This window comes from Coprococcus sp. HPP0074 (assembly GCF_964238105.1).
GTDB lineage: Bacteria > Bacillota > Clostridia > Lachnospirales > Lachnospiraceae > Faecalimonas > Faecalimonas umbilicata.
In genome coordinates this window covers 16,246-39,627 of sequence record NZ_CAXSKS010000006.1, presented here as the reverse complement: position 1 = coordinate 39,627, position 23,382 = coordinate 16,246, and the positions used below count along the sequence as shown (strand labels likewise).

The 23,382-nt window shown below is 43.2% G+C and carries 18 protein-coding genes and 1 pseudogene; 2 read left to right on the top strand and 17 right to left on the bottom strand.

Going from position 1 to position 23,382, the window contains the following annotated elements; all coding sequences use genetic code 11:
• Positions 1 to 25: 25 nt before the first annotated feature.
• From ACESPO_RS08705 to uvrB, 7 genes are all read right to left on the bottom strand, one after another.
• A complete protein-coding gene (locus tag ACESPO_RS08705; protein WP_336304677.1) occupies positions 26 to 1,072 on the bottom strand; it encodes a hypothetical protein in 1,047 nt (348 codons plus the stop codon).
• Positions 1,073 to 1,468, bottom strand: coding sequence for a hypothetical protein (locus ACESPO_RS08700; RefSeq protein ID WP_009262981.1), 396 nt, complete (start codon positions 1,466 to 1,468; stop codon positions 1,073 to 1,075).
• A gap of 61 nt (positions 1,469 to 1,529) precedes the next feature.
• Entirely contained in the window at positions 1,530 to 2,306 is a 777-nt protein-coding gene (locus ACESPO_RS08695) for a ComF family protein (RefSeq protein WP_009262982.1), read from the bottom strand.
• Positions 2,303 to 4,525: an SF1B family DNA helicase RecD2 gene (gene recD2 / locus ACESPO_RS08690; RefSeq protein WP_009262983.1), complete on the bottom strand. Its 2,223-nt coding sequence runs from the start codon at positions 4,523 to 4,525 to the stop codon at positions 2,303 to 2,305. Before recD2 ends, ACESPO_RS08695 begins: the two co-directional genes overlap by 4 nt.
• A gap of 266 nt (positions 4,526 to 4,791) precedes the next feature.
• Entirely contained in the window at positions 4,792 to 5,781 is a 990-nt protein-coding gene (locus tag ACESPO_RS08685) for a rod shape-determining protein (RefSeq protein WP_009262984.1), read from the bottom strand.
• Positions 5,782 to 5,823: 42 nt separating this feature from the next.
• Positions 5,824 to 8,673 carry an excinuclease ABC subunit UvrA gene (uvrA, locus tag ACESPO_RS08680; protein WP_499788687.1) on the bottom strand — a complete coding sequence of 950 codons (2,850 nt, stop codon included), beginning with the start codon at positions 8,671 to 8,673 and terminating at the stop codon, positions 5,824 to 5,826.
• A 25-nt stretch (positions 8,674 to 8,698) separates the two neighbouring features.
• Positions 8,699 to 10,690 (bottom strand): excinuclease ABC subunit UvrB, encoded by a 1,992-nt coding sequence (gene uvrB / locus ACESPO_RS08675; RefSeq protein ID WP_336304676.1) that lies wholly within the window; start codon positions 10,688 to 10,690, stop codon positions 8,699 to 8,701.
• A gap of 247 nt (positions 10,691 to 10,937) precedes the next feature.
• Here uvrB and ACESPO_RS08670 point away from each other — a divergent pair, with 247 nt between their 5' ends.
• Positions 10,938 to 11,729, top strand: a complete 792-nt coding sequence (locus ACESPO_RS08670) for a ZIP family metal transporter (RefSeq protein ID WP_008976529.1) — start codon at positions 10,938 to 10,940, stop codon at positions 11,727 to 11,729.
• Between the two features lie 195 nt (positions 11,730 to 11,924).
• Here ACESPO_RS08670 and ACESPO_RS08665 read toward each other — a convergent pair.
• From ACESPO_RS08665 to ACESPO_RS08625, 9 genes and pseudogenes are all read right to left on the bottom strand, one after another.
• Positions 11,925 to 12,587 (bottom strand): annotated as a pseudogene (locus ACESPO_RS08665) (aminotransferase class I/II-fold pyridoxal phosphate-dependent enzyme); the annotation flags it as partial.
• Positions 12,588 to 12,595: 8 nt separating this feature from the next.
• Complete coding sequence (ytvI, locus tag ACESPO_RS08660) at positions 12,596 to 13,717, bottom strand: sporulation integral membrane protein YtvI (RefSeq protein ID WP_016439399.1); 1,122 nt, start codon at positions 13,715 to 13,717, stop codon at positions 12,596 to 12,598.
• Between the two features lie 44 nt (positions 13,718 to 13,761).
• Positions 13,762 to 14,379: a ribosome biogenesis GTP-binding protein YihA/YsxC gene (gene yihA / locus ACESPO_RS08655; RefSeq protein WP_120105836.1), complete on the bottom strand. Its 618-nt coding sequence runs from the start codon at positions 14,377 to 14,379 to the stop codon at positions 13,762 to 13,764.
• A 17-nt stretch (positions 14,380 to 14,396) separates the two neighbouring features.
• Complete coding sequence (gene lon, locus ACESPO_RS08650) at positions 14,397 to 16,739, bottom strand: endopeptidase La (RefSeq protein ID WP_336304675.1); 2,343 nt, start codon at positions 16,737 to 16,739, stop codon at positions 14,397 to 14,399.
• A gap of 69 nt (positions 16,740 to 16,808) precedes the next feature.
• Entirely contained in the window at positions 16,809 to 18,086 is a 1,278-nt protein-coding gene (gene clpX / locus ACESPO_RS08645; protein ID WP_009262990.1) for an ATP-dependent Clp protease ATP-binding subunit ClpX, read from the bottom strand.
• Positions 18,087 to 18,145: 59 nt separating this feature from the next.
• Complete coding sequence (clpP, locus tag ACESPO_RS08640) at positions 18,146 to 18,727, bottom strand: ATP-dependent Clp endopeptidase proteolytic subunit ClpP (protein ID WP_008976537.1); 582 nt, start codon at positions 18,725 to 18,727, stop codon at positions 18,146 to 18,148.
• 38 nt (positions 18,728 to 18,765) lie between these two features.
• A complete protein-coding gene (tig, locus tag ACESPO_RS08635; protein WP_009262991.1) occupies positions 18,766 to 20,052 on the bottom strand; it encodes a trigger factor in 1,287 nt (428 codons plus the stop codon).
• Between the two features lie 142 nt (positions 20,053 to 20,194).
• Positions 20,195 to 20,866: a hypothetical protein gene (locus ACESPO_RS08630; protein ID WP_336304674.1), complete on the bottom strand. Its 672-nt coding sequence runs from the start codon at positions 20,864 to 20,866 to the stop codon at positions 20,195 to 20,197.
• Positions 20,867 to 20,889: 23 nt separating this feature from the next.
• On the bottom strand, positions 20,890 to 21,447 hold the full coding sequence (locus ACESPO_RS08625; RefSeq protein WP_016439402.1) for a DJ-1 family glyoxalase III: 558 nt from the start codon (positions 21,445 to 21,447) through the stop codon (positions 20,890 to 20,892).
• A 151-nt stretch (positions 21,448 to 21,598) separates the two neighbouring features.
• On the opposite strand from ACESPO_RS08625, the gene ACESPO_RS08620 reads away from it, so the two are divergent.
• Complete coding sequence (locus ACESPO_RS08620) at positions 21,599 to 22,051, top strand: CYTH domain-containing protein (RefSeq protein WP_008976540.1); 453 nt, start codon at positions 21,599 to 21,601, stop codon at positions 22,049 to 22,051.
• A gap of 76 nt (positions 22,052 to 22,127) precedes the next feature.
• Here ACESPO_RS08620 and ACESPO_RS08615 read toward each other — a convergent pair whose 3' ends face one another.
• Complete coding sequence (locus ACESPO_RS08615; protein WP_016439403.1) at positions 22,128 to 23,339, bottom strand: aspartate kinase; 1,212 nt, start codon at positions 23,337 to 23,339, stop codon at positions 22,128 to 22,130.
• Positions 23,340 to 23,382 lie beyond the last annotated feature (43 nt).

Genomic DNA, 23,382 nt, shown 5'->3' with positions numbered 1-23,382 from the left:
CACCTCCTGTACTTATTTTTGAAGACTATTTTTCTAATTCTTTTTCAATCATTCTCTGAAGATCCTGCTGATCCTCCTCTTCATTTCTATCAAACACTTCCCCTGCTCCTCTGATTTCATCCGCCGGAAGTGTTGTTGTCTCTTGTCTCTCATTGATCTTTTTCACTGTCTTTCTTGGAGCCGGCACTGAAATCTTCGGAACTGCCTTGATGTAGTAATAATACTCATCATCTTCAAACTGAATCTGTTCCGTCCGGGAATAGTCCACTGTAAATACAAAAAATTCCAACACAACTGCAATCAGTCCTGCTACTATATTCCCACCGATCATACCACCATATGGAATATGTACATCAAAGACAAGTTCTCCGCTTACAACGAGCACAACATTGGCGATAATCCCAACAGCGATCGCCACTTTCCATGCATAGTCAAAGGAACTTCTGCGGATTGCATACACAATCAGCAGGCACACCGAAAATGCAAGTACAAATATCAACATCTCTTTGTTAGTAAAAATCTGTTTTGTAAATTCTGTCACTGCATTCATCAATCCCTCTGCGCCTGCACTGCCTTTAAATGCAGTCGCTGATGACGATACAAAATGCAACATAAAATAAACAATTGTCCCACATGCAACCGGTACAACATAGACCGGAGTTCCGATCAATCCATAGACAACCGGGATAATATACGGAACTTTTAATACAAATGCCAGAGGTGTCAGCAACAAAATAGTCGCCGTCCCCGGTGCGAATCGAAAATAAAAAATAAACATCATCAAAAACACGGCTGCCGTTACAGCAAACACTGCCATTGACAACGAAAACAAATGCAGCAAAATCAAAACTGCTGCTGCCACCGCCATATACACTGATGGCAAAAATGTAAAGAACACTGTCAGACCTACCGTCACATATTTGGATGCCGCCAGTTCCATATAGCCAAGCTTAGAGTTGATCATCCCAAATACGAGAATTCCAAGAATCAGCTGAAGTACTTTATCGATATATTTTGCATACCGCGCATATAATTTCTGCATCTCTTCTTTCCACACGTATAAACTATTCATCTACATATTCTCCTTTTTATACATCTTACTCAGGCGCGATAAATTCCTGTAATATCTCTTTACTCTCAATTTTGCTTCATTGTGTTTCTTTTTGTAATAACTTCCAGCCATCATCCCATAGATGATCAGCACTGCAATATATCCGATCACAACCAGCACACCAAGCAAAAAAAACTTTGCAAGTGTCAGGTCTTCAAAAATCCTCTCCAAATTCACAAGAAAAAATAATCCGACTGCCAATCCATACCCAATCGTCGTCCAAATCAATGTGACAATTGTACGGAAACTCACATAATCTTTTCTATAATAGCTGTTCACTTTAAAATCTTCTTTTCCCTGTCCTTCTTCATAAGAGGCCAGCTTTATCATCATCTTGACTCGTTCCTCATTTAACATCTCGTCACCTCTGTCTCTGTTTTTCCCCTCAGCCAAACACTATTTTTAGTATAGCATATAATCAGAAACCTTGTCCAACACTTATAGTCAGAAAATATACTTTTTGTACCCCATTTTCTTTCAATATGCGGGCAAGCTCATCCACAGTACTTCCCGTTGTATAGATATCATCGACCAGAAGTACTTTTTTCTTTGGCTTCCAGTCATCCTCCACGGCAAAGGCTCCGGAAAGTGCCCTCCTTCTCTCACTTGGATTCATCTCTTTCAATGCATTTGTTTTTTGAACTCTTCGGACTGCAAATGCCTCCATAGGGACCTCCAACCGTCCGGAAAGCTCTTTTGCCAAAACTTCTGCCTGATTGTATCCTCGTTTTCTCCGCTTACTTTTATGAATTGGTACAGGAATGATTACCTCGATCTGCCATTTTCTTAACAGATCTGCAAACTGTCCTGCCATTTGTTCCGCATAGTACTGTGCAAATACGCGGCGATTTCTATACTTAAACTGATAAATCGATTGCGAAACCGGCATTTTATGGAGCCACAGACTCCTTCCCTGCTCATAGAAATGTATGATTTTCTGACAGTCATAGCAGTATTCCTGCTCCTCATAGCGCACTGGTTTTCCACATTTTTTACAGAGAGGCTCCTGCAGTATCTTTACTTCCTTCCGGCAGCTTTCACAAATCCCCTCAGAAGCTACTGTTCCACAAAACACACAAGTGGTCGGATAAAGTAATTCTAAAATCCTGTGCCATATAAGTTTTGCTCTCCATTTTTCTGCTGTTTTTCTTTCTCTGTTCTTCTGTTTCTCTGTTTTTTTCATTCTTTGTATCACAAGATACTTTCATACCGCTCACGAATCGCTTCCGCCAGACTCGTATACCGTTTTTGCTCACTTTGATTTTCAATCATCTCATAAAAAGTATGCTCATCTCCTACCAGTGTAACACACTTTTTTGCCCTTGTAATCGCTGTATATAATAAATTTCTGTGATACAGCAGTCTTGGTCCCGGCAGAAGCGGAATCACAACCGCCGGATACTCGCTCCCCTGGGATTTATGTATCGTGATCGCATACGCCAACTCCAACTCCTCCAGCATTTTAAAGGAATATTCTACCTGCTTTCCTTCTTCATACTCCACCGTCATGAGTTCCTGGTAATGATCGATTTTCTTGACGATTCCCATATCTCCGTTAAAAATGCCAACTCCTTTGTCCACAGTCAGCCCATATTTCGTTTTGACTTCCCACTCCAGCTGGTAATTATTCTTAATCTGCATGACCTTGTCGCCAACCCGGAATTTCTTATTTCCATATTCTTTTTCTTCTTTCTTTCGATCCGGCGGATTCAGATATTCCTGTAAGATCACATTAAGCCGCTCTACCCCGATCAATCCTTTTTTCATTGGTGTAAGCACCTGGATCTCATGCATCGGAGCATCCACATACTTCGGCATTTTTTCCTTTACAAGCTGGATGACGATGCTGATGATCACGTTTGCATCCTGCCGTTTTAGGAAAAAGAAATCTCTTCCTTTGTTTTTCAGTTCAACCGGCTCTCCATTGTTAATCTTATGCGCATTGACTACAATATCACTTTCCCCCGCCTGGCGGAAAATCTTATTGAGCCGCACAACAGGAAAACATTCTGATTTGATCATATCCTTCAACACACTTCCCGGTCCCACTGATGGAAGCTGATTGACGTCCCCCACAAGGATCAGATGAGTCCCAACCATCACCGCCTTTAAAAGCGCATGAAACAAAGATAGATCCACCATTGACATTTCATCTATGATGATCACATCTGCCTCCAGCGGATTCTCTTCATTTCTTCCAAATCCTCCTGTCTGTTCCCCCTCTGGATTGCCATTGACCTCCAGCAGTCTGTGTAATGTCTGCGCCTCGCAGCCAGTCGCCTCCGTCATTCTCTTTGCCGCACGTCCGGTCGGTGCCGCCAGATAAATATTCAGCCCTTCGCTCTCAAAAAAATGAATCATCGCATTGATTGTCGTTGTCTTTCCAGTTCCTGGCCCTCCAGTCAACACAAGCAGACCATTTTTTACTGCTTCTTTTACTGCTGTCCGCTGCAATTCATCCAAAGATAACTCTGCATACGCCTCAATCTTGCTCAGGCGCTTTTCCAGATAATCTTCTCCCACTTCATTTTTGATATCTAGATCGTACAACATTTTTGCAGTATTTAATTCCAGATAATAGAAATGAGAAGCATACACTCTCTTTCCCTCTGGCTTCTCCTTGACGACGATCTTCTTTTCCATACACAGATCCATCAGATGCCGCTCCATATCTTCAATTTTCACCTGCAAAAGTTGGCTTGTTCGCGCAAGCAGTGTCTGTTCCGGAAGGTACACGTGGCCTTCCCCAACTGCCTGAAGCAACGTGTAAAAGATACCACTCCGGATTCGGAAATCAGAGTCTGTATGGATCCCTACCTTTGCTGCGATCTCATCGGCAGTCTTAAATCCAACCCCCTCTACATGATCTGCCAGCTGATACGGATTCTGTTCGACCACGCGATAAATGCTCTGTCCATAATGCTGATAAATCTTTGCCGCAAGTGTTGTTGAAATACCATATTTCTGCAAATACAACATTGCCTGTCGCATTTCCTTCTTCTCTTCTACCTGCACTGCAATCTCTCTTGCCATTCTCTCGCTGATCCCTTTGATCTCTGCGAGACGTTCCGGCTCTTCTTCGATGATGCGGAAGGTATCCCCTTTGAATTTTCTTACAATTCTGCCTGCCAGCGCACTTCCAAGTCCCTTGATTGCTCCGGAACCAAGATAAACTTCTATAGAATGAAGATCTTCCGGCTCTTTTACCCGATACTCCTGTACTTGAAGCTGTGATCCATACACCGCATGATTCGTATATTCTCCGGATACCTCCAGAAACTCTCCCTCGCTAATATAATGAAACATCCCGACACAAGTCAGATCCCCATCTTCATTGTGCAGATGAAACACCGTATAACCATTGTCTTCATTGCGAAACACAATGTGCTCCACATATCCGATTATTTTCTCCATGTTCCTGCTCTTTTCCTTTTCTGTTAAATCTGTTTTTATCGTACCATGTTCTTAAAAGCATGAAAACTCCTTTGTAGATTGCTTTTCAGAAAATACATATGCTCCTTCTATCACACAAAATATATGAAAAAAACTGCCGTGAACTAAAGCTTTCATCCAAACTTTTTCACAGGATTTCCCTTCCTCTGTCTGTTCTTCCGAATTCCTTACTTCCCGGCAGCTTATGCTCTATTATTTTCAATGTTTTTTGTAAAATCTAAACCTGACTAAGAATTTCTTCTCATCCCAGTAACTTCTGCAAATTGTCCACTTCCCACTGCAACAACTTTCATCGGATCTTCTGCTGCCATCGTCCGGATTCCCGTCTTCTCCTCCATCAGTGTATCCATCCCCCGCAGAAGTGCACCTCCTCCGGTCAGCATAATTCCACGCTCCAAAATATCCGCTGACAATTCCGGTGGTGTCTGCTCCAGTACATGTATCACCGACTCTACAATTTGGTCTGCCACTTCCCTCAGAACAGACTCTGTCTCTGAGGAAGTCACCGTAACCGTTTTCGGCAATCCCGTCACAAGATTCCGTCCTCTGATCTCTATCTCCAGTTCCTCTTCAAGCGGATAAACCGTTCCCACTTTGATCTTAATCTCCTCCGCTGTACGATCACCAACCAGCAGATTCTGCTTTTTTCTCATATAGCGTGCAATTGCCTCATCAAAATCATTCCCCGCCGTCTTCACAGAAGTATGGACCACTGCTGCCCCCAGCGAAATCACCGCCACATCCGTTGTTCCGCCGCCAATATCTACGATCATATTGCCAAATGGTTTCATAATATCCAAACCAGCTCCGATCGCTGCCGCCACCGGTTCTTCCACAAGACAGACTTCTCTTGCTCCTGCTGCATAAGCAGCCTCCTCCACGGCCTTCTGTTCCACTTCTGTGATCTGACACGGAACACAAATGCTGATTCTAGGTTTCTTTAACATCCTTCTTCCGAGCGACTTTTGCACAAAATATTTAATCATCTTCTCTGTGACCGTATAGTCTGATACAACACCTTTTTCCAAAGGTCTGATCGCGATGATATTCCCCGGTGTCCTTCCAAGCATCAGTCTAGCTTCTTCTCCAATGGCTTTTATCTCTTTCGTATCCCGGTCAAGTGCCACGACAGAGGGCTCCTTTAGTACAACCCCTTTGCCTTTTATAAACACGAGTACGCTTGCAGTTCCCAGATCAATTCCGATATCTGCCGACATCTCGATTCCCCTTTCCTCATTTTCGTCTGTCTGATTTTTTGTTTATTCCCCCTGCCGCAACAGCGGTGCAATATACTTTCCGGTGTAAGAGCATTCGGAAGCGGCAACCTGTTCCGGTGTTCCTTTTGCGATCACCGTCCCTCCTTTGTCTCCTCCTTCCGGACCGATATCGATTAGATAATCAGCCGTTTTAATCACATCCAGATTATGCTCAATGACTACCACTGTATTTCCATCTGCAGACAGCTTCTGCAAAATTTCTGTAAGCTTATGCACATCTGCAAAATGCAGTCCAGTTGTCGGCTCATCCAAGATATACACTGTTTTTCCGGTGCTGCGCTTACTCAATTCCGCCGCCAATTTGATCCTCTGCGCTTCTCCTCCCGACAATGTGGTGGATGGCTGTCCAAGACGAATGTAAGACAGTCCGACATCATACAACGTCTCCATTTTCCTGCGTATGCTCGGCACATTTTCAAAGAAATGAAGTGCTTCTTCCACAGTCATATTGAGTACATCATAAATACTTTTTCCTTTATATTTTACCTCCAACGTCTCACGGTTATACCTTTTTCCATGACAAACTTCACATGGTACATAGACATCCGGTAAAAAGTGCATCTCGATTTTCAGAATCCCATCTCCACTGCACGCTTCACATCGTCCTCCCTTGACATTAAAACTGAATCTTCCTTTCTTATACCCTCTGGCCTTTGCGTCTGCTGTTGCCGCAAACAGATCACGGATCAGATCAAAGACTCCCGTATAAGTTGCCGGATTCGATCTCGGCGTCCTTCCGATTGGAGATTGGTCTATATTGATTACTTTATCTACCTGTTCCAGCCCTTCGATCCGCGTATGCTTTCCAGGAATTGTCCGGGCGCGGTTCAGTTCTTTTGCCAGTGCTTTATATAAAATCTCATTCACAAGAGAACTCTTTCCAGATCCCGAGACTCCTGTCACACATGTCATGACCCCCAGTGGAATCTCCACATCAATATTTTTCAAATTGTTTTCTCTTGCTCCAAGAATCTTAAGAAATCCTTTCGGCTCCCTTCTTTCTTCCGGTACCGGAATCTTCTTCCGACCGCTCAGATACGCGCCCGTCACAGATTTTTTATTTTTCATAATCTCTTTTGCCGTGCCTGCCGCTACAACTTCTCCGCCGTGCTCTCCTGCCCCAGGACCGATATCGACAATATAATCCGCTTCCTTCATCGTATCTTCATCATGTTCTACAACAATCAGTGTATTTCCAAGGTCTCTTAAATGCTTCAACGTCTTTAACAACTTGTCATTGTCTCTCTGGTGCAGTCCAATGCTCGGCTCATCAAGGATGTAGGCCACACCTACAAGTCCGGAACCGATCTGGGTCGCCAGTCGGATTCTCTGTGCCTCACCGCCGGAGAGTGTTCCTGTCGCCCGAGAAAGGGTAAGGTAATCCAGCCCAACATCCATCAGAAAATTTGTCCTCGCTTTGATCTCCTTTAGAATCTGTCCGCCGATCAGCTCCTGTGTCTCTGTCAACACGAGTTCTGCAAGAAATTTTTGCAATTTTTCGATTGATAATGCGGTTACCTCCGCAATATTCATTCCGCCGACAGTCACTGCAAGCGCATCCTTCTTCAAACGCTGTCCCCCACAAGTATGACACGGGGTAATCCGCATAAAAGATTCATATTCTGCTTTCATCGTCTCAGAGCCAGTCTCCCGGTATCGGCGCTCTACATTCCTTAGCAGTCCCTCAAACGCGACATCATAAACACCTTCGCCCCGCTGTCCTTTATAGTATACTTTCACTTCCCTTCCATCTGTACCATGAATCAGCACATGCTGCACCGCTTCCGGATAGTCCTCAAACGGCGTATCCATATCAAACCCGTACTCTTTGCAGAGTGCCTCCAGGATTGCTCTTGTAAAACTCCCTTTATCTGTGCAAGACTGCCATCCGATCACCGTAATCGCTCCGTCATTGATACTGAGTGTTTTATCCGGGATCATCAAATCAATATCAAATTCCATCTTATATCCAAGACCATAACAATCCGGACATGCTCCAAAAGGATTATTGAAAGAAAAGCTTCTCGGCTCAATCTCTTCGATACTGATTCCACAATCTGGACAGGAAAAACTCTGGCTGAAATTTAATGTTTCTCCGCCGATCACATCTACCTGAAGCAATCCTTCCGCCAATGTCAGTACACTCTCAATCGAATCTGACAGTCTTTTTTCAATCCCTTCCCGTACGATCAGACGATCTACAACAATTTCAATATTATGCTTGATATTCTTATCCAGTATAATCTCCTCGGTCAGTTCATACATACTTCCATCCACGCGCACACGAACATATCCACTCTTCTTCGCTTTCTCAAACAGTTTTGCGTGAGTTCCCTTGCGCCCTCTGACTACCGGAGCAAGTAGTTGAATCTTCGTTCCTTCCGGCAGTTCCATAATCTGATCTGTCATCTGATCCACTGTCTGCTTTTTAATCTCTTTTCCACACTTTGGACAATGTGGGATACCAATCCTCGCATACAGTAATCGAAAATAATCATAAATCTCCGTCACCGTTCCAACTGTCGACCTCGGATTTCGATTCGTAGATTTCTGATCGATCGAAATCGCCGGGGAAAGGCCTTCGATACTCTCTACATCCGGCTTCTCCATCTGTCCTAGAAACTGTCTCGCGTAGGAGGATAATGACTCCATATACCTTCTCTGTCCCTCTGCATAAATCGTATCAAATGCCAGAGAAGACTTTCCAGAACCACTCAATCCTGTCAATACTACAAGCTCATTTCTCGGAATATCCACATCAATATTTTTCAGATTGTGTTCGTTTGCACCTCTAATCTTAATATACTGCTTCTTTTCTGCTTTGCGTGCCATTTCTTACCTCTTCTTTTCTTTGTCCTTATGATTCCTCTATCTCCAACAGCTTTTTCTTAAATTCTATCAGCTGATCTCTTAGTTCTGCTGCCACCTCAAAATTCAGTTCTGCTGCGGCTTTTTTCATCTTCTTATTAATATCCTTAATTGCAGCCTGTAATTCCTTTTCACTCATAGATTCCGGATCTTTTTCTAGCTTCATCTCCTCGGAAGACACCTTTTTTGAAATACTGATCAGATCCCGTACGGATTTGTGTATTGTCTTCGGCGTAATTCCATGCTTCTCATTGTATTCCATCTGTACCTGACGTCTTCGCTTTGTCTCTTCAATGGCAGCCTTCATAGAATCTGTCATCGTATCCGCGTACATGATCACATGACCCTCTGCATTTCTTGCAGCTCGACCGATCGTCTGGATCAGCGATGTCTCCGAACGAAGGAATCCTTCCTTGTCTGCATCGAGAATCGCAACAAGTGTGATCTCCGGAATATCCAACCCTTCTCGCAAAAGGTTGATTCCCACAAGAACATCGAACACATCCATACGCATATCGCGGATGATCTCTGTCCGCTCCAAGGTATCGATATCCGAATGAAGGTATTTCACCCGGATTCCAAGTTCTCGCATATAATCCGTAAGATCCTCTGCCATACGCTTCGTCAGCGTTGTGATCAGCACCTTATTTTTCTTCGCAATCTCTTTATTCACTTCGCCAACAAGATCGTCTATCTGCCCTTCCACCGGACGTACTTCCACCTCCGGATCAAGAAGTCCTGTCGGACGGATTACCTGCTCTGCCCGCAGAAGTTCATTGCGTTCCTCATACTCTCCCGGCGTAGCAGAGACAAACAGCATTTGATTGACCTTACTTTCAAATTCTTCAAAATTCAGCGGTCGGTTATCCAACGCCGAAGGAAGCCTAAACCCATAGTCCACCAAAGTCTTCTTGCGGGAGCGGTCCCCCGCATACATTCCCCCAATCTGCGGAATTGTCTTATGTGACTCATCGATCATAATGATGAAATCATCCGGAAAATAATCAATCAATGTGTGTGGCGCTTCTCCCGGTTTTAATCCCGTCAGGTGTCTGGAATAATTCTCAATTCCCGAACAGAACCCAGTTTCTCTCATCATCTCGATATCAAAATTCGTCCGTTCTGCGATTCTCTGTGCCTCCAGCAGCTTGTCCTCACTCTTAAAGTACCGAACCTGCTCCTCCAGTTCTTCCTCGATTGCCTTCGTTGCCCGGTCAATGCTCTCCTTCGATACGACGTAGTGTGATGCCGGAAAAATTGCAACATGGCTCAGTTCGCTCTTAATCTCTCCTGTCAGAAGATCAATCTCCGTGATCCGTTCAATCTCATCTCCAAAAAACTCTGCTCGGATTGCATAATCTTCCGAGATTGCCGGAAAGATTTCCAGTACATCGCCTCTTACACGGAAGGTTCCACGCTTAAAATCCATATCATTTCTATCGTATTGAATCTCAATCAACTTTGCAATGACCTCATCTCGGTCCTTGATCATACCTGGCCTCAGCGAGATCACCATCTCCTGATAATCAATCGGTGAACCCAGTCCATAGATGCAAGATACACTCGCCACAATAATCACATCTCTTCGCTCCGACAGTGCAGCTGTCGCAGAGTGTCGAAGCTTATCAATCTCATCATTGATGGCAGAATCCTTTGCAATGTAGGTATCCGAAGATGGGACATAGGCTTCTGGTTGGTAGTAGTCATAGTAGGATACAAAATATTCTACCGCATTATTAGGAAAGAACTCTTTAAATTCGCCGTATAACTGAGCAGCCAAAGTTTTATTGTGGGCGATAATTAATGTTGGTTTGTTTAATTGTTGAATGACATTCGCCATTGTGAATGTCTTCCCCGAACCGGTAACTCCAAGAAGCGTCTGGCATTGGTTTCCTTCCTGAAAACCTTTGACAAGCTGCTCGATGGCTTGTGGCTGGTCACCGGTTGGGGCATATTCTGATACTAATTCAAAATGATCCATTATTTCTCCTTTATGTTCTCACCGTCATTCAAATTTTTCGAATAACCGGATTCTTCGTAATACTATTATCTTCTTTCTTTTACGCTATTATATCAGAATATAAAATAAAAGTACAGAAGAAATCGAATGTTTGTTCTGTTTCTTCTTTTTCCATTGCCATTGACATTTTTCACACTTCACAATATGATAACAATATAATTTTTTCCATTAAACATTTCATTTTTATCAAAAAGTACAAGGAGGTTCTATGTTAGATTTTAATACAATTGCAGGGGTTTCCATCCCATTTGTCGGAACTACCCTCGGCGCAGCTATGGTGTTTTTTATGAAAGACAAAATCCATCCTCTTTTGCAGAAGGCTTTGCTCGGATTTTCTTCCGGGGTGATGATGGCCGCATCCGTCTGGTCTCTGCTGATTCCCGCAATGGATCTGTCTACCGAAAGAGGCATGGGAAAGTTCAGCTTCCTCCCAGCAATATCCGGTCTTCTGATCGGCATCTTGCTCCTGCTTCTCTTTGACCGCCTGATTCCACATCTACACCTCAATCAAACGCAACCGGAAGGACCAAAGAGCAGTCTTCAAAAAACAACTATGATGATTCTTGCAGTCGCAATCCACAATCTGCCGGAAGGGATGGCAGTCGGTGCCGTATTTGCCGGACTGAAAAATGCCGGTACAGAGGTAACTCTTGCCTCTGCTTTTGCTCTCTCTGTCGGGATTGCGATTCAGAATTTCCCAGAAGGGGCAATCATCTCCATGCCACTGAAATCAGAAGGAATCAGCCGCAGAAAATCATTTCTCTACGGTACGCTTTCCGGTCTGGTGGAACCGTTTGGGGCAATCGCAGTAATCCTGCTCTCCGATTTTCTGATTCCACTCCTTCCATACCTGCTAAGTTTTGCGGCAGGAGCTATGATTTATGTAATCGTAGAAGAGATCATCCCTGAGGCAAGTGAAGGAACACATTCCAACATTGCCACAATCGGATTTGCAGTCGGCTTCTGTGTCATGATGATTCTGGATGTAGCACTCGGTTAACTTTTCCCTTTATTTTAGAAACACTCCTATAACAAAAGGACCACACCTATCTGGGTTCCTCATTCCCCCCTGATAGGTCGCAGTCCTTTTCTTTCAAATCGAATATTCTGTTACAGATCCATATCCCAATTTCCTCTACGGTCGCATTTCCTTTCTGCAAACTAGCAGGAAATCTAAACTATCACCGCTTCTATCTTAACAAAATACATGCTCTGCAAATCTGTCAAATGCCTCTTTTACCCGGCTAAATGGAAGTGCCAAATTCATACGAATTGCACATGGACCGTGGAATGCACGCCCATCCTGCCAGACAACACCTACTTCATATCCTTTGGTCTGCACTTCATCGATCGTAGTTCCATGTTCCTTACACCACTCCGTACAATCTAAAAACAGCATATACGTTCCCTGCGGTCTTGACACTTTTACCCCAGGGAAATGTGCTTCAATAAAATCACATGCGTATGTTACATTTTCACCAAGCACCTCGCGAAGCTCATTTGTCCACTCTGCACCCTCTTCACAATAAGCTCCCATCAGCGCATACATCGATAAGAGGTTGATCGAATTGTAATGGCATAAGGAAGATTCTTTTTCCACACGCTCGCGGATATATTTGTTATAGATAATATGGTAACTTCCTACCATTCCCGCAAGATTAAATGTCTTAGACGGAGCATACAGAGCTACTGTACGATTTTTCGCGTCTTCAGATACAGACTGTGTCGGAATATGCTGATTTCCATAGAGAACAAGATCAGACCAGATTTCATCGGAAATCACATAGACGTCATTCTCTTTATAAATCTCCATCGCCTTTTCTAATTCCCATCTTTCCCAGACACGTCCGGTCGGATTGGTTTCCCTTAAGGCTCTCTGAGCTTTTGAATCCCTTTGAGCAATATTTTCACATCATCTAAAATATAATCAAAGGCTCCTGCTTTGTACATATTAATAACGATCATTCCTGCCGGAACTGCCAGTATCATGCCAAATACACTTCCCATCTTGTAACCAACATAAAGCAGAACCAATGTCACAAGCGGCGTCAGTCCCATGCTATCTGCCACAAGCTTAGGCTGAATCAGCTGTCTTACAAGCTGTGTGGTAGCATATAAAATAATCAGACCGATTGCAAGTTTATAGTCCCCTGTCAGAAACTCGAATACAGCCCACGGTATCATTGCTGTCCCGGTTCCAAAAAATGGAAGGAAATCAAGCAGTGCAATCAAAATTGCACAGAGTAACACATACTTGACTTTTAGGAATGCCAGGCCCAAACTCAAGATCAGTGCAACAACGATCATAATCTTAAACTGCGCTTTAAAATATCCCCCCACTGCACATTTAAAATTGTCCACAACCATCGTCATTTTTTTCTGAACTGCACTTGGAGCGATCTTCTTGCTCCACACAATGATCTCGTCACGTTCCGCAATAAAAATGTAAGCAGAAATGACCGTCACGATTACTGCAATCAAAATAGATGGAAGACGCTTTGCAAAGTTTCCTGCTGCAGTCACTGTCGGCTCGCTGATCCCCGTGATCAAATCTGCCATTCCCTGATCCATATTGTTGACCATCTCATCCCAGCCCACCTGCAGTTCTGCTGGCAACAAATGAAAAATCCCCTGGAATTCTCTTCCGATCTGTCGAAAATCTTCCTCGAACTGCTGATACATCTCCGGAAAATTGTCAATAAAAATTTTGATTTCCGTAAACGCCTTGCTGAATCCAAAGTAAAGTCCTGTCACAATCAGACCGAGCACCATTACAATAATAATCGCTGATCCCAGCTTTCTTACGATCTTCAACCGCTTTTCCAGCCATCGCACGACCGGATTGGCAATCATTGCGATTACCCACCCAATCACGAATGGCATAAAATACCTCATCAGTTGAAATCCTACCACCACAAACACGACTGTTCCAATCAGACTGACCAAAAGACTTGCCGCCACTTTCCAGTAAGGTCTTCTGTCTTCCATATGCTCCACCTCTTTTTTATGAATCAGTAAGCTTTCTTTGCTTCTTAGTTTTCAGTTTCCTGTAATCTCTCTTCGTCATTTAGAAATTCTCGCTCGACCAGGTCCCAAATCTCATCTCTTCCCTGTTTTGTCTCCGAAGAGAATGGAATAACTGTCGTTCCCGGCACAAGCTGCAGACCTTCTTTTATCATTTTAACATGTTTTTGCACCTGGCTGCGCTTGATTTTATCTAATTTTGTCGCAATAATAATCGGATTATATCCTTGATCCACGATCCACTGATACATCATCTTATCATTAGCCGATGGTTCATGCCGGATGTCGATCAGAAGAAACACTGCCCGTAACTGTTTTGATGTATGCAGATATTTTTCAATCAATTTTCCCCACTGGATTTTCTCTTTCTCCGACACTTTTGCATATCCATATCCCGGGAGATCCACAAGGTACATCTCTTCATTGATATTATAAAAATTAATTGTCTGCGTCTTTCCTGGTGTGGCTGAAATTCTTGCATAGGATTTGCGGTTCATCAGCGCATTGATCAACGAAGATTTCCCCACATTTGATTTCCCTGCAAACGCAATCTCCGGCTTATCATTTTCCGGCAGCTTACTTGTGATCCCGCAGACAGTCTCTAAATTAATATTTCTGATAATCATAATTTTTCCTTTCCTTCCTATTCCCGAACAAATGCATGTTCTAACACTTCTTCCATTTGTTCTACCGGAATGATTTCCAGTCCTTTTGTAATCTCTGTTGAAAGTTCTTCCACATCTCTTTTGTTCCTTGCTGGGATCAGCACCTTCTTGATCCCGGCATTCTTGGCCGCCAACAATTTTTCTTTCAGTCCTCCAATCGGAAGCACTCTTCCACGCAGTGTGATCTCTCCTGTCATCGCAACATCTGCGCGCACTTTTCGATTCAGAATTGCCGAAAAGATTGCCGTCGCCATCGTGATTCCGGCAGATGGTCCGTCTTTTGGAACAGCCCCCTCCGGAATATGTACATGGAAATCATGTTTTTCAAAATAATCTGCCTCAATTCCATATTTTTCACTGATCGAGCGAATATAGCTGATCCCGGCCATCGCCGACTCTTTCATGACATCCCCAAGCTGTCCGGTTAAAAGTAATTCCCCTTTTCCCGGCATCAGATTCACTTCAATCTGAAGTGTATCCCCTCCGACACTTGTCCATGCCAGCCCGCGCACAATTCCGACTTCGTCTGTTTCATTTGCCATCTCATACGTGAAGATTTCTTTTCCAAGATACTTTTCAATATTCTTCTCCGTCACCCGGATTTTCTTTCTGTCCTTCTCAAGAATCTCTTTTGCAGATTTCCTGCAAATAGCCCCAATCTTTCGCTCCAATTGGCGCACCCCTGCTTCTTTCGTGTAAGAACGGATCATCTTTCCTACGGCATTCTTACTGATCTGAAGTTGTTCCTCGGATAATCCATGACGTTCCAATTGTTTCGGAATCAAGTGTCTGTCTGCAATATGCTCTTTTTCATTTTCTGTGTAACTGCTGATCTCAATGATCTCCATACGGTCTAACAGCGGTCTCGGAATAGTTTGGAGTGAATTTGCAGTTGTGACAAACAATACTTCCGAAAGATCCACTGGAACTTCAAGATAATGATCCCGGAACTTATAATTCTGCTCACTGTCAAGCACTTCCAAAAGTGCTGAGAAAGTATCCCCCTTATAGTCGGAACTTGCTTTGTCTATCTCATCTAACAGCATCAACGGATTTTTGACTCCTGCTGTCTTCAACCCATTTGCAATTCTTCCTGGCATTGCACCGACATACGTCTTCCTATGTCCCCTGATTTCCGCCTCATCTTTGACGCCGCCGAGCGAAATTCTCACATATGGTTTGTGGAGAGCTTTTGCAAGCGACCGTGCAATGGAAGTTTTTCCAGTTCCCGGAGGTCCTATCAGACACAGAATCGGTGTGTTCCCTTTCTGTGTGAGTGTACGGACTGCAAGATATTCCAACACACGCTCTTTGACTTCCTCCAATCCATAATGTTCTTTTTCCAGAACCTCTTTTGCGTAGCTTAAGTCATAACTTTCTTCTTTCTTCTTATCCCACGGCATCTCCAGCATAGTCTCAATATAAGTTCGGATGACCGAGGTCTCTGCCGCACTTCCCATAGAATTTTTAAAACGCTTGATTTCTTTCATCAGCTTCTCTTTGACTTCTTTGGATGCTTCCAGTTTCTTTGTCGCAGCCTCGAATTCTTCAGCATCACTCATTGTCGTATCATCACCGAGTTCTTCCCGGATCAGCTTTAACTGTTCTCTTAAAATATACTCTCTCTGGTGCTTATCGACACGCTCTTTGACTTTGACCTGAAGTTCTTCCTTAATATTCATAATCTGAAGTTCATTGACCAACTTAAAACTAAGCAGCTCGTAAAGTTTCCATGGATCTCCTTCATTCAATAGTTCCTGAAGTTCCCGATAAGGAAGCGGAATATTTGCACAAATCTGTCTGATCAGCTTTTTGGGATCGTCAATATCAAGAATCTGTGCAACGGTCTCTTTGCTGACTTTCGGACTTTTCACCCCTAATTCTGCAAACATTTCTTTCAGATTTCTCACAAGTGCTTCTGTCTGCGGATCCTGTTCCTGGATTCCTTCCTCCTCTGGCAACTCTTTTTTTTCTTCACGCTCTACTTCCACAAGCGCCCTCATGTATGGCTCCCCGCACTCAATATTGCGAAGCATTGCCCGCTCTTCTCCTACTACAAGAATCCTCAAAATCTTTTTCGGAAGCTTGATCACTTGCTTGATTGTACCAATCGTCCCGATCTCAAACAATTCTTTTTGCTGTGGCTCTTCGGTTTCCACTTCCCGCTGTGTCACTAAAAATATTCTCTGATCTCCCACCATCGCTTCCTGCACGGCTTCGATCGATTTTTTCCTGCTGATATCAAAATGTACGACCATCTCTGGAAGGATCGTCATGCCGCGAAGCGGAATCATCGGCAGGCTTTCCAGTATTTTCTCCATATTTCCTCCAAATGTTATCTATTATAAAACAGGACAGGAGAATCCGCTTCCCCCGTCCCTTTCTCTTTTCTATGCACTTTCTGATGCCACTTTCTCCCTCTTTGGAAGAAGTACACGCTCATATCCATATTCTGGATCTTCCAGTCCTTTTACTACATTTTCTGTAATTCTGCATGTCTTGATCTTATCATCTGATGGCACTTTAAACATTGTGTCCATCATGACATTTTCCAGAATTGCACGAAGGCCTCTCGCACCAGTCTTTCTAGAAAGAGAAATCTTCGCAATCTCTTTCAGTGCATCTTCATCAAATTGAAGATCTACACCATCAAGTTCTAGCAACTTCTGATACTGTTTGACGATCGCACTCTTTGGCTCCGTCAAAATGCGGATCAGCGCATCTTCGTCAAGCTGTTCTAAAGTTACCGTCACCGGAACTCGCCCTACAAGTTCTGGAATCAATCCAAATTTCACAAGATCCTGCGGAAGCACCTGACTTAACAGCTTGTCTTTATCATGCTCATTGGCACCTGTCATCTTAGAATTGAACCCGATTGATTTCTTATCCACGCGAGACTCTATGATCTTCTCAATGCCCTCAAAAGCTCCTCCGCAAATAAACAGAATATTTGTCGTATCGATTGGGATCAGTTCTTGGTGAGGATGTTTTCTTCCTCCCTGTGGCGGAACAGAGGCAACCGTTCCCTCAAGGATTTTTAAGAGCGCCTGCTGCACTCCCTCACCTGATACGTCTCTTGTAATCGATGGATTTTCTGATTTTCTCGTGATCTTATCAATCTCATCGATATAGATAATTCCATACTCTGCGCGCTCAATATCTCCATCTGCCGCCTGAATGATCTTCAGAAGAATGTTTTCCACATCTTCTCCTACATATCCTGCTTCTGTCAACGCAGTCGCATCTGCAATCGCAAACGGTACATTCAGAATCTTTGCAAGCGTCTGTGCGAGAAATGTCTTTCCACACCCGGTTGGTCCTAACATCAGAATATTACTCTTCTGCAGCTCCACTCCCAGGTCTTTCTCTGCCATAATTCTTTTGTAATGATTGTACACGGAAACTGCTAACACTTTTTTTGCTTCGTCCTGTCCGATTACATAATCATCTAAAAATGCTTTGATCTCTTCCGGCTTTAACAGATTGATTCCGCTAAATTTACTCTCGTCCTCGTAAGCAAATTCTTCTTCTATAATTTCTGCACATACATCAATACACTCGTCACAGATATATGCCCCGTTCGGGCCTGCAATCAGCTTGCGCACCTGCGCCTGTGTCTTGTTGCAGAACGAACATCTTATCAGATCATCGCTCATTTTTCCTGCCATATGCTCACCTCATTTTTACACGGAAAGGGGATGCCCACCCGGAACAACCCCTCCTTAGTCTAATGCTTAATAATTACTTCGTCAATCAGCCCATATGCCTTTGCTTCCTCAGCAGACATATAGTTATCTCTCTCTGTGTCTACTTCGATCACAGATAAATCCTGACCAGTATTTTCTGCTAAAATTTTATTTAATTTTGTGCGGGTCTTTAAGATATGGTCAGCTACGATCTTAATATCTGTTGCCTGTCCCTGTGCACCGCCTGACGGCTGGTGGATCATGATCTCCGCATTCGGAAGAGCGTATCTTTTTCCTTTTGCTCCTCCGGCTAATAAGAAGGCTCCCATACTTGCCGCCATACCAATACATGTTGTCGATACGTCACATTTGATAAACTGCATTGTATCATAGATTGCCATTCCTGCCGTTACCGAGCCACCCGGACTGTTGATGTAAAGATGGATGTCTTTCTCTGGATCCTCTGCCTCTAAAAATAATAACTGGGCAACGATCACACTTGCAGACACATCGTTTACTTCTTCTCCGAGAAAAATAATTCTGTCTTTTAATAGTCTTGAATAAATGTCGTAAGAGCGTTCTCCACGGCTTGTTTGTTCAATGACATAAGGTACTAAGCTCATGTATATCCCTCCTATTTTTTTTGCAATGCCAAAATGAACTAAGCTTCTACTGCCGATTCTACTAAGAATGTAACAGCTTCCTGAACTGCCATATCAGCTTTCATCTGTTTCTTCTCAGCTTCTCCCATGAATTCTTTCAGTTTTTCTACTTCCATCTTGTAAGCTTCTGCCATTTTAGCTAATTCTTCATCTAATTTTTCATCGCTGATCTCAATGTTCTCAGCTTTTGCGATTGCTTCCAGAACTAATCTTGTCTCAATACGTTTTACAGCCTGTGGACGAAGTTCTTCGAGCATCTTCTCTGCTGTCATTCCTGTGAACTGGAAGTACTGTTCCATAGTAAGTCCTTGCTGCATGATTCTCTGTGAGAAATCATTTGCCATCTGTCTTACCTCAGTGTCGATCATCGCATCCGGAATCTCCATTGTAGCGTTTGCAACTGCTTTTTCTACTGCCTGATCTTCTTTCTTTCTTCTTCCTTCTGTGTTCTTTCTCTCTTTGATCTTTGCTTTCACATCTGCTTTGTAAGCGTCTAATGTATCAAATTCAGAAACCTCTGCTGCGAATTCATCATCTAATTCCGGAAGTTCTTTTGCTTTGATCTCGTGTACTGTACACTTGAACACTGCCGGTTTTCCTGCTAATTCTTCTGCATGATATTCTTCTGGGAATGTCACATTTACTTCTACTTCTTTTTCTTTTTCAGCACCTACTAACTGCTCTTCAAATCCTGGGATGAAAGATCCTGATCCGATTGTTAACGGATAGTTTTCTCCTTTTCCACCTTCAAATGCAACACCATCAACAAATCCTTCGAAGTCTAATACAACTTCATCTCCGTCCTGTACTGCACGGTCTTCTACTTCAATTGTTCTTGCATTCTTTTCCTGTTCTTTTTTGATCTCTTCTTCAACTTCTTTTGCAGTTACTCTGTTAGAAACTTTGTCTACTTCAAGACCTTTGTACTCACCGAGAGTTACTTCCGGTTTTACTGCAACTTCTGCTGTGAAAATAAATGGTTTTCCTTTTTCTAACTGAACTACTTCTACTTTTGGCTGAGAAACGATCTCTAATCCACTTTCATCATAAGCATTGGAATATGCTTCCGGAATGAGTGCGTTTGCAGCATCATCATAGAAAATCTCTGCTCCATACATTTTCTCGATCATCTGACGCGGAACTTTTCCTTTACGGAATCCTGGTACGCTGATTTTATTTTTCTGTTTTAAGTATGCACCCTGGATTGCTTTTTCTAATTCTTCAGCGGACACTTCGATTGTAAGCTTCGCCATGTTCTTTTCTAAATTTTCTACTTGTAAACTCATTTACAGTTTCCTCCTTATATATGGTAACTTTTGTTTTTCACTTCGTATAATTACTCCTACTCAGAGTCACTAAAAAATTATAGCATAAAGTATCTGAAATTACTAGTGTGTATTTCAAATTATTTTGCATTTCCCTGCCAGGTCATTTCACTTCATCAAGTCTGAGTATTGCTGTAAGAAAGTTTGAAAAGCTTTCTTCTTCAACTGCAAATCCCTTTTTCTCCTTATTGCTGATCGTCAACACTACCGTTTCTTTTTTGCCATTTTGCGCTCCCTCGAAACTCTCTTCTAAGAGCGTATAGGAATATTCTAAAAACTCGCTTTGCATTTGGGTCTTGATTTCTTCCTCAGTACCTTTATACTCACCATTTTCTGCCTTCTGGATCATTTCATCTGCAGGATGTTTTAATTTTTCTGAAAAAGTCACAAATATATCCGTCGGATAAATATACACATTCACATCATAAGTATTCTTATCCTTCTTTTCGGCTTTCGCCGTTTCATACTTCAGACTTTTAAAAATTTCGGAACACAATGCCGTATATTTTTCTGTCAATTCTTCTCCCATCGACACATCCTTTGTGATATATCCCGCAACAAACGTCTGCACTTCTTTCTCGTACTGTGCGGTCAGTTCTTCTTCTGACATCTCCTCGGTAAGTCTGGCAATTGCTTTTGTATCCCCCGAAAGCCGCTGCTTTAAAACTGCCTCCGTATAGGCTTCTGCATCAAATCCTTTCAATACTCCACAGCCGACCAAACTCATGCCGAGCAGCAGACAAAAACATATCATGATCCTTTTCTGTTTCCGCATAGATACCTCATTTCCATTTTGTTTTATTCCTGCGCAGAATATACGATAGTCTCTCTGACTTTCTCTTCCTGTTCTCTGCCAAACAATACTTCTGTCAACCTCAACGCAAAATCAATTGCAGTGCCCAGCCCTCTTCCGGTAATGATGTTTCCCGACTGTACTACCTTCTCCTCCCGGCAGACAGCCTTGCACATGTCTTTTTCCATCCCCGGATAGCAGGTTGCCTCTTTTCCTTCCAACAGCCCCATATCCGCAAGCACGGTAGGAGCCGCGCAGATTGCAGCCACAACCTTTTCTTTGGCTGCCCTTTTTACAACACTTCTTACTCCTTCATGTGCTTTCAAATGGAGTGTTCCCGGCATGCCTCCCGGAAGAATCACCACATCTGCCTCCTCATAAGTCTTTTCTCCAAACACTTCATCTGCCTGCACGCAAATTTGATGAGAACCTGCCACATACTTCTTGCCGCTGACTGATACCATACGAACAACGGCTCCCGCCCTGCGCAGTACATCCACAACTGCCAGTGCTTCCACTTCTTCAAATCCTTCTGCAAGAAAGATCACAGCTTCTTTTTTCATATCAACCTTTCCTTTCCCTACGTATTTTTTCCATGACTGCTTTACATTTTCATTTATCTGTACTATGATACCGAAGAGTATTTTGAACTGTTATTTTAAACAACCGACACAAATTTGTCGCTGTATGTAAAAATCACTGGAGGTATTTTTTATGGAAATCGAACGTAAATATCTGATCCACACAATCCCTTTCGATCTATCTTCTTTTCCTTTTCGCACGATTGAACAGGGCTATCTCTGCACAAACCCCGTCGTGCGTATCCGAAAGGATAACGACCGCTATGAACTCACCTACAAATCCCGCGGCATGATGATCCGAGAAGAACACAATCTTCCTCTGACCGCTGAAGGCTACGAACATCTTAAGACAAAGATTGACGGAATCTGCATCGAAAAAACTCGCTATATGATTCCGCTCTCCGACTCGCTTACCATCGAACTGGATATTTTTTCCGGCAAGCTCTCCGGACTCCAAATTGCAGAAGTTGAATTTGCAGATGCAATGTCCGCTGAACATTTCACTCCGCCTGACTGGTTTGGCGAAGATGTAACGTTCTGTCCACAATATCACAACAGCGCTCTGAGTCAGATGAAACTGCTCTGATCTTAGCAAAATCTTTTTGCAAATACACAAGAGAGGGTCCTACTTCACCCTCTCTTTTTTGTTTTCCCTCTCGTTCTTACACATCTCCAAGTCCAAACCCATCATGGACTGCCTGCATTGCCTTGTCAATTTCCTTCTCATCGATCAGAACCGTAATACGTATTTCTGAAGTAGAGATCATGTTGATATTGATTCCATTGTTGTAGAGCGATTCAAATAACTTTGCCGCAACCCCCGGATTGCTCATCATACCCGCTCCCACGATTGATATTTTTGCAACAGTATCCTCCCACTTGATCTCCCGGATTGTCATTGGCTCCTGATATTCCTCCAGGATTGCCAGTGCCGGCTTTAGATCTTCCTGAGAAACAGTAAAAGAAATGTCCTTTGTCCCTTCCCGTCCGACAGACTGAAGGATGATGTCCACATTGATATTATTTTTTGCCAACGTGTGGAAGATCTTAAATGCCACTCCCGGTTGGTCACTGACTCCAAGTACTGAAATTCGTGCTGTATTCTTATCCCCTGCTACCCCACTGATCAACATTTTCTCCATCTTCGCTACCTCCTTCACAGTCGTTCCTTCTTCTAAATTCATGCTAGATCTGACTACCAGCTGTACGCCATATTTTTTTGCCATCTCCACAGAGCGATTATGAAGCACTTTCGCCCCCGAAGTTGCTAATTCCAGCATTTCATCATAGGTAATCTCTTTTAATTTTCTCGCATTTTTTACAACACGCGGATCTGCTGTGTATACTCCATCTACATCTGTATAAATCTCACACGCATCTGCGCGCAATGCCGCTGCAAGCGCCACTGCAGTTGTATCCGAACCACCTCTTCCAAGTGTTGTATAATCATCATATTTATTGACTCCCTGAAAGCCGGTGACAATGACAATCTTCCGAGAATCCAATTCGTGTCTGATCCGTTCTGAATCAATTCGCTTAAATCTTGCATTTCCATATCTAGAGGTGGAATGCATCATAACCTGATACGCATTCAGAGAAACTGCCGGCACTCCGAGTGCGTGCATTGCCATCGCCATCAATGATACAGAAACCTGTTCTCCTGTCGTCAGAAGCATATCCAGCTCTCTCTTTGGTGCATTCGGATTGATGTCAGCAGCTTTTGCAAGCAGTTCATCAGTCGTATCTCCCATTGCGGACAGTACAACTACAACATCATTTCCCTTCTTATATTCTTCTATACATCGCTCTGCGACCCGAAAGATCCGCTCCTTGTTCGCAACGGAACTGCCGCCAAATTTTTTCACTATCAGCATATCACTTTTCTGTCCGCTTTCTATTTTACACGAACAGACTCTC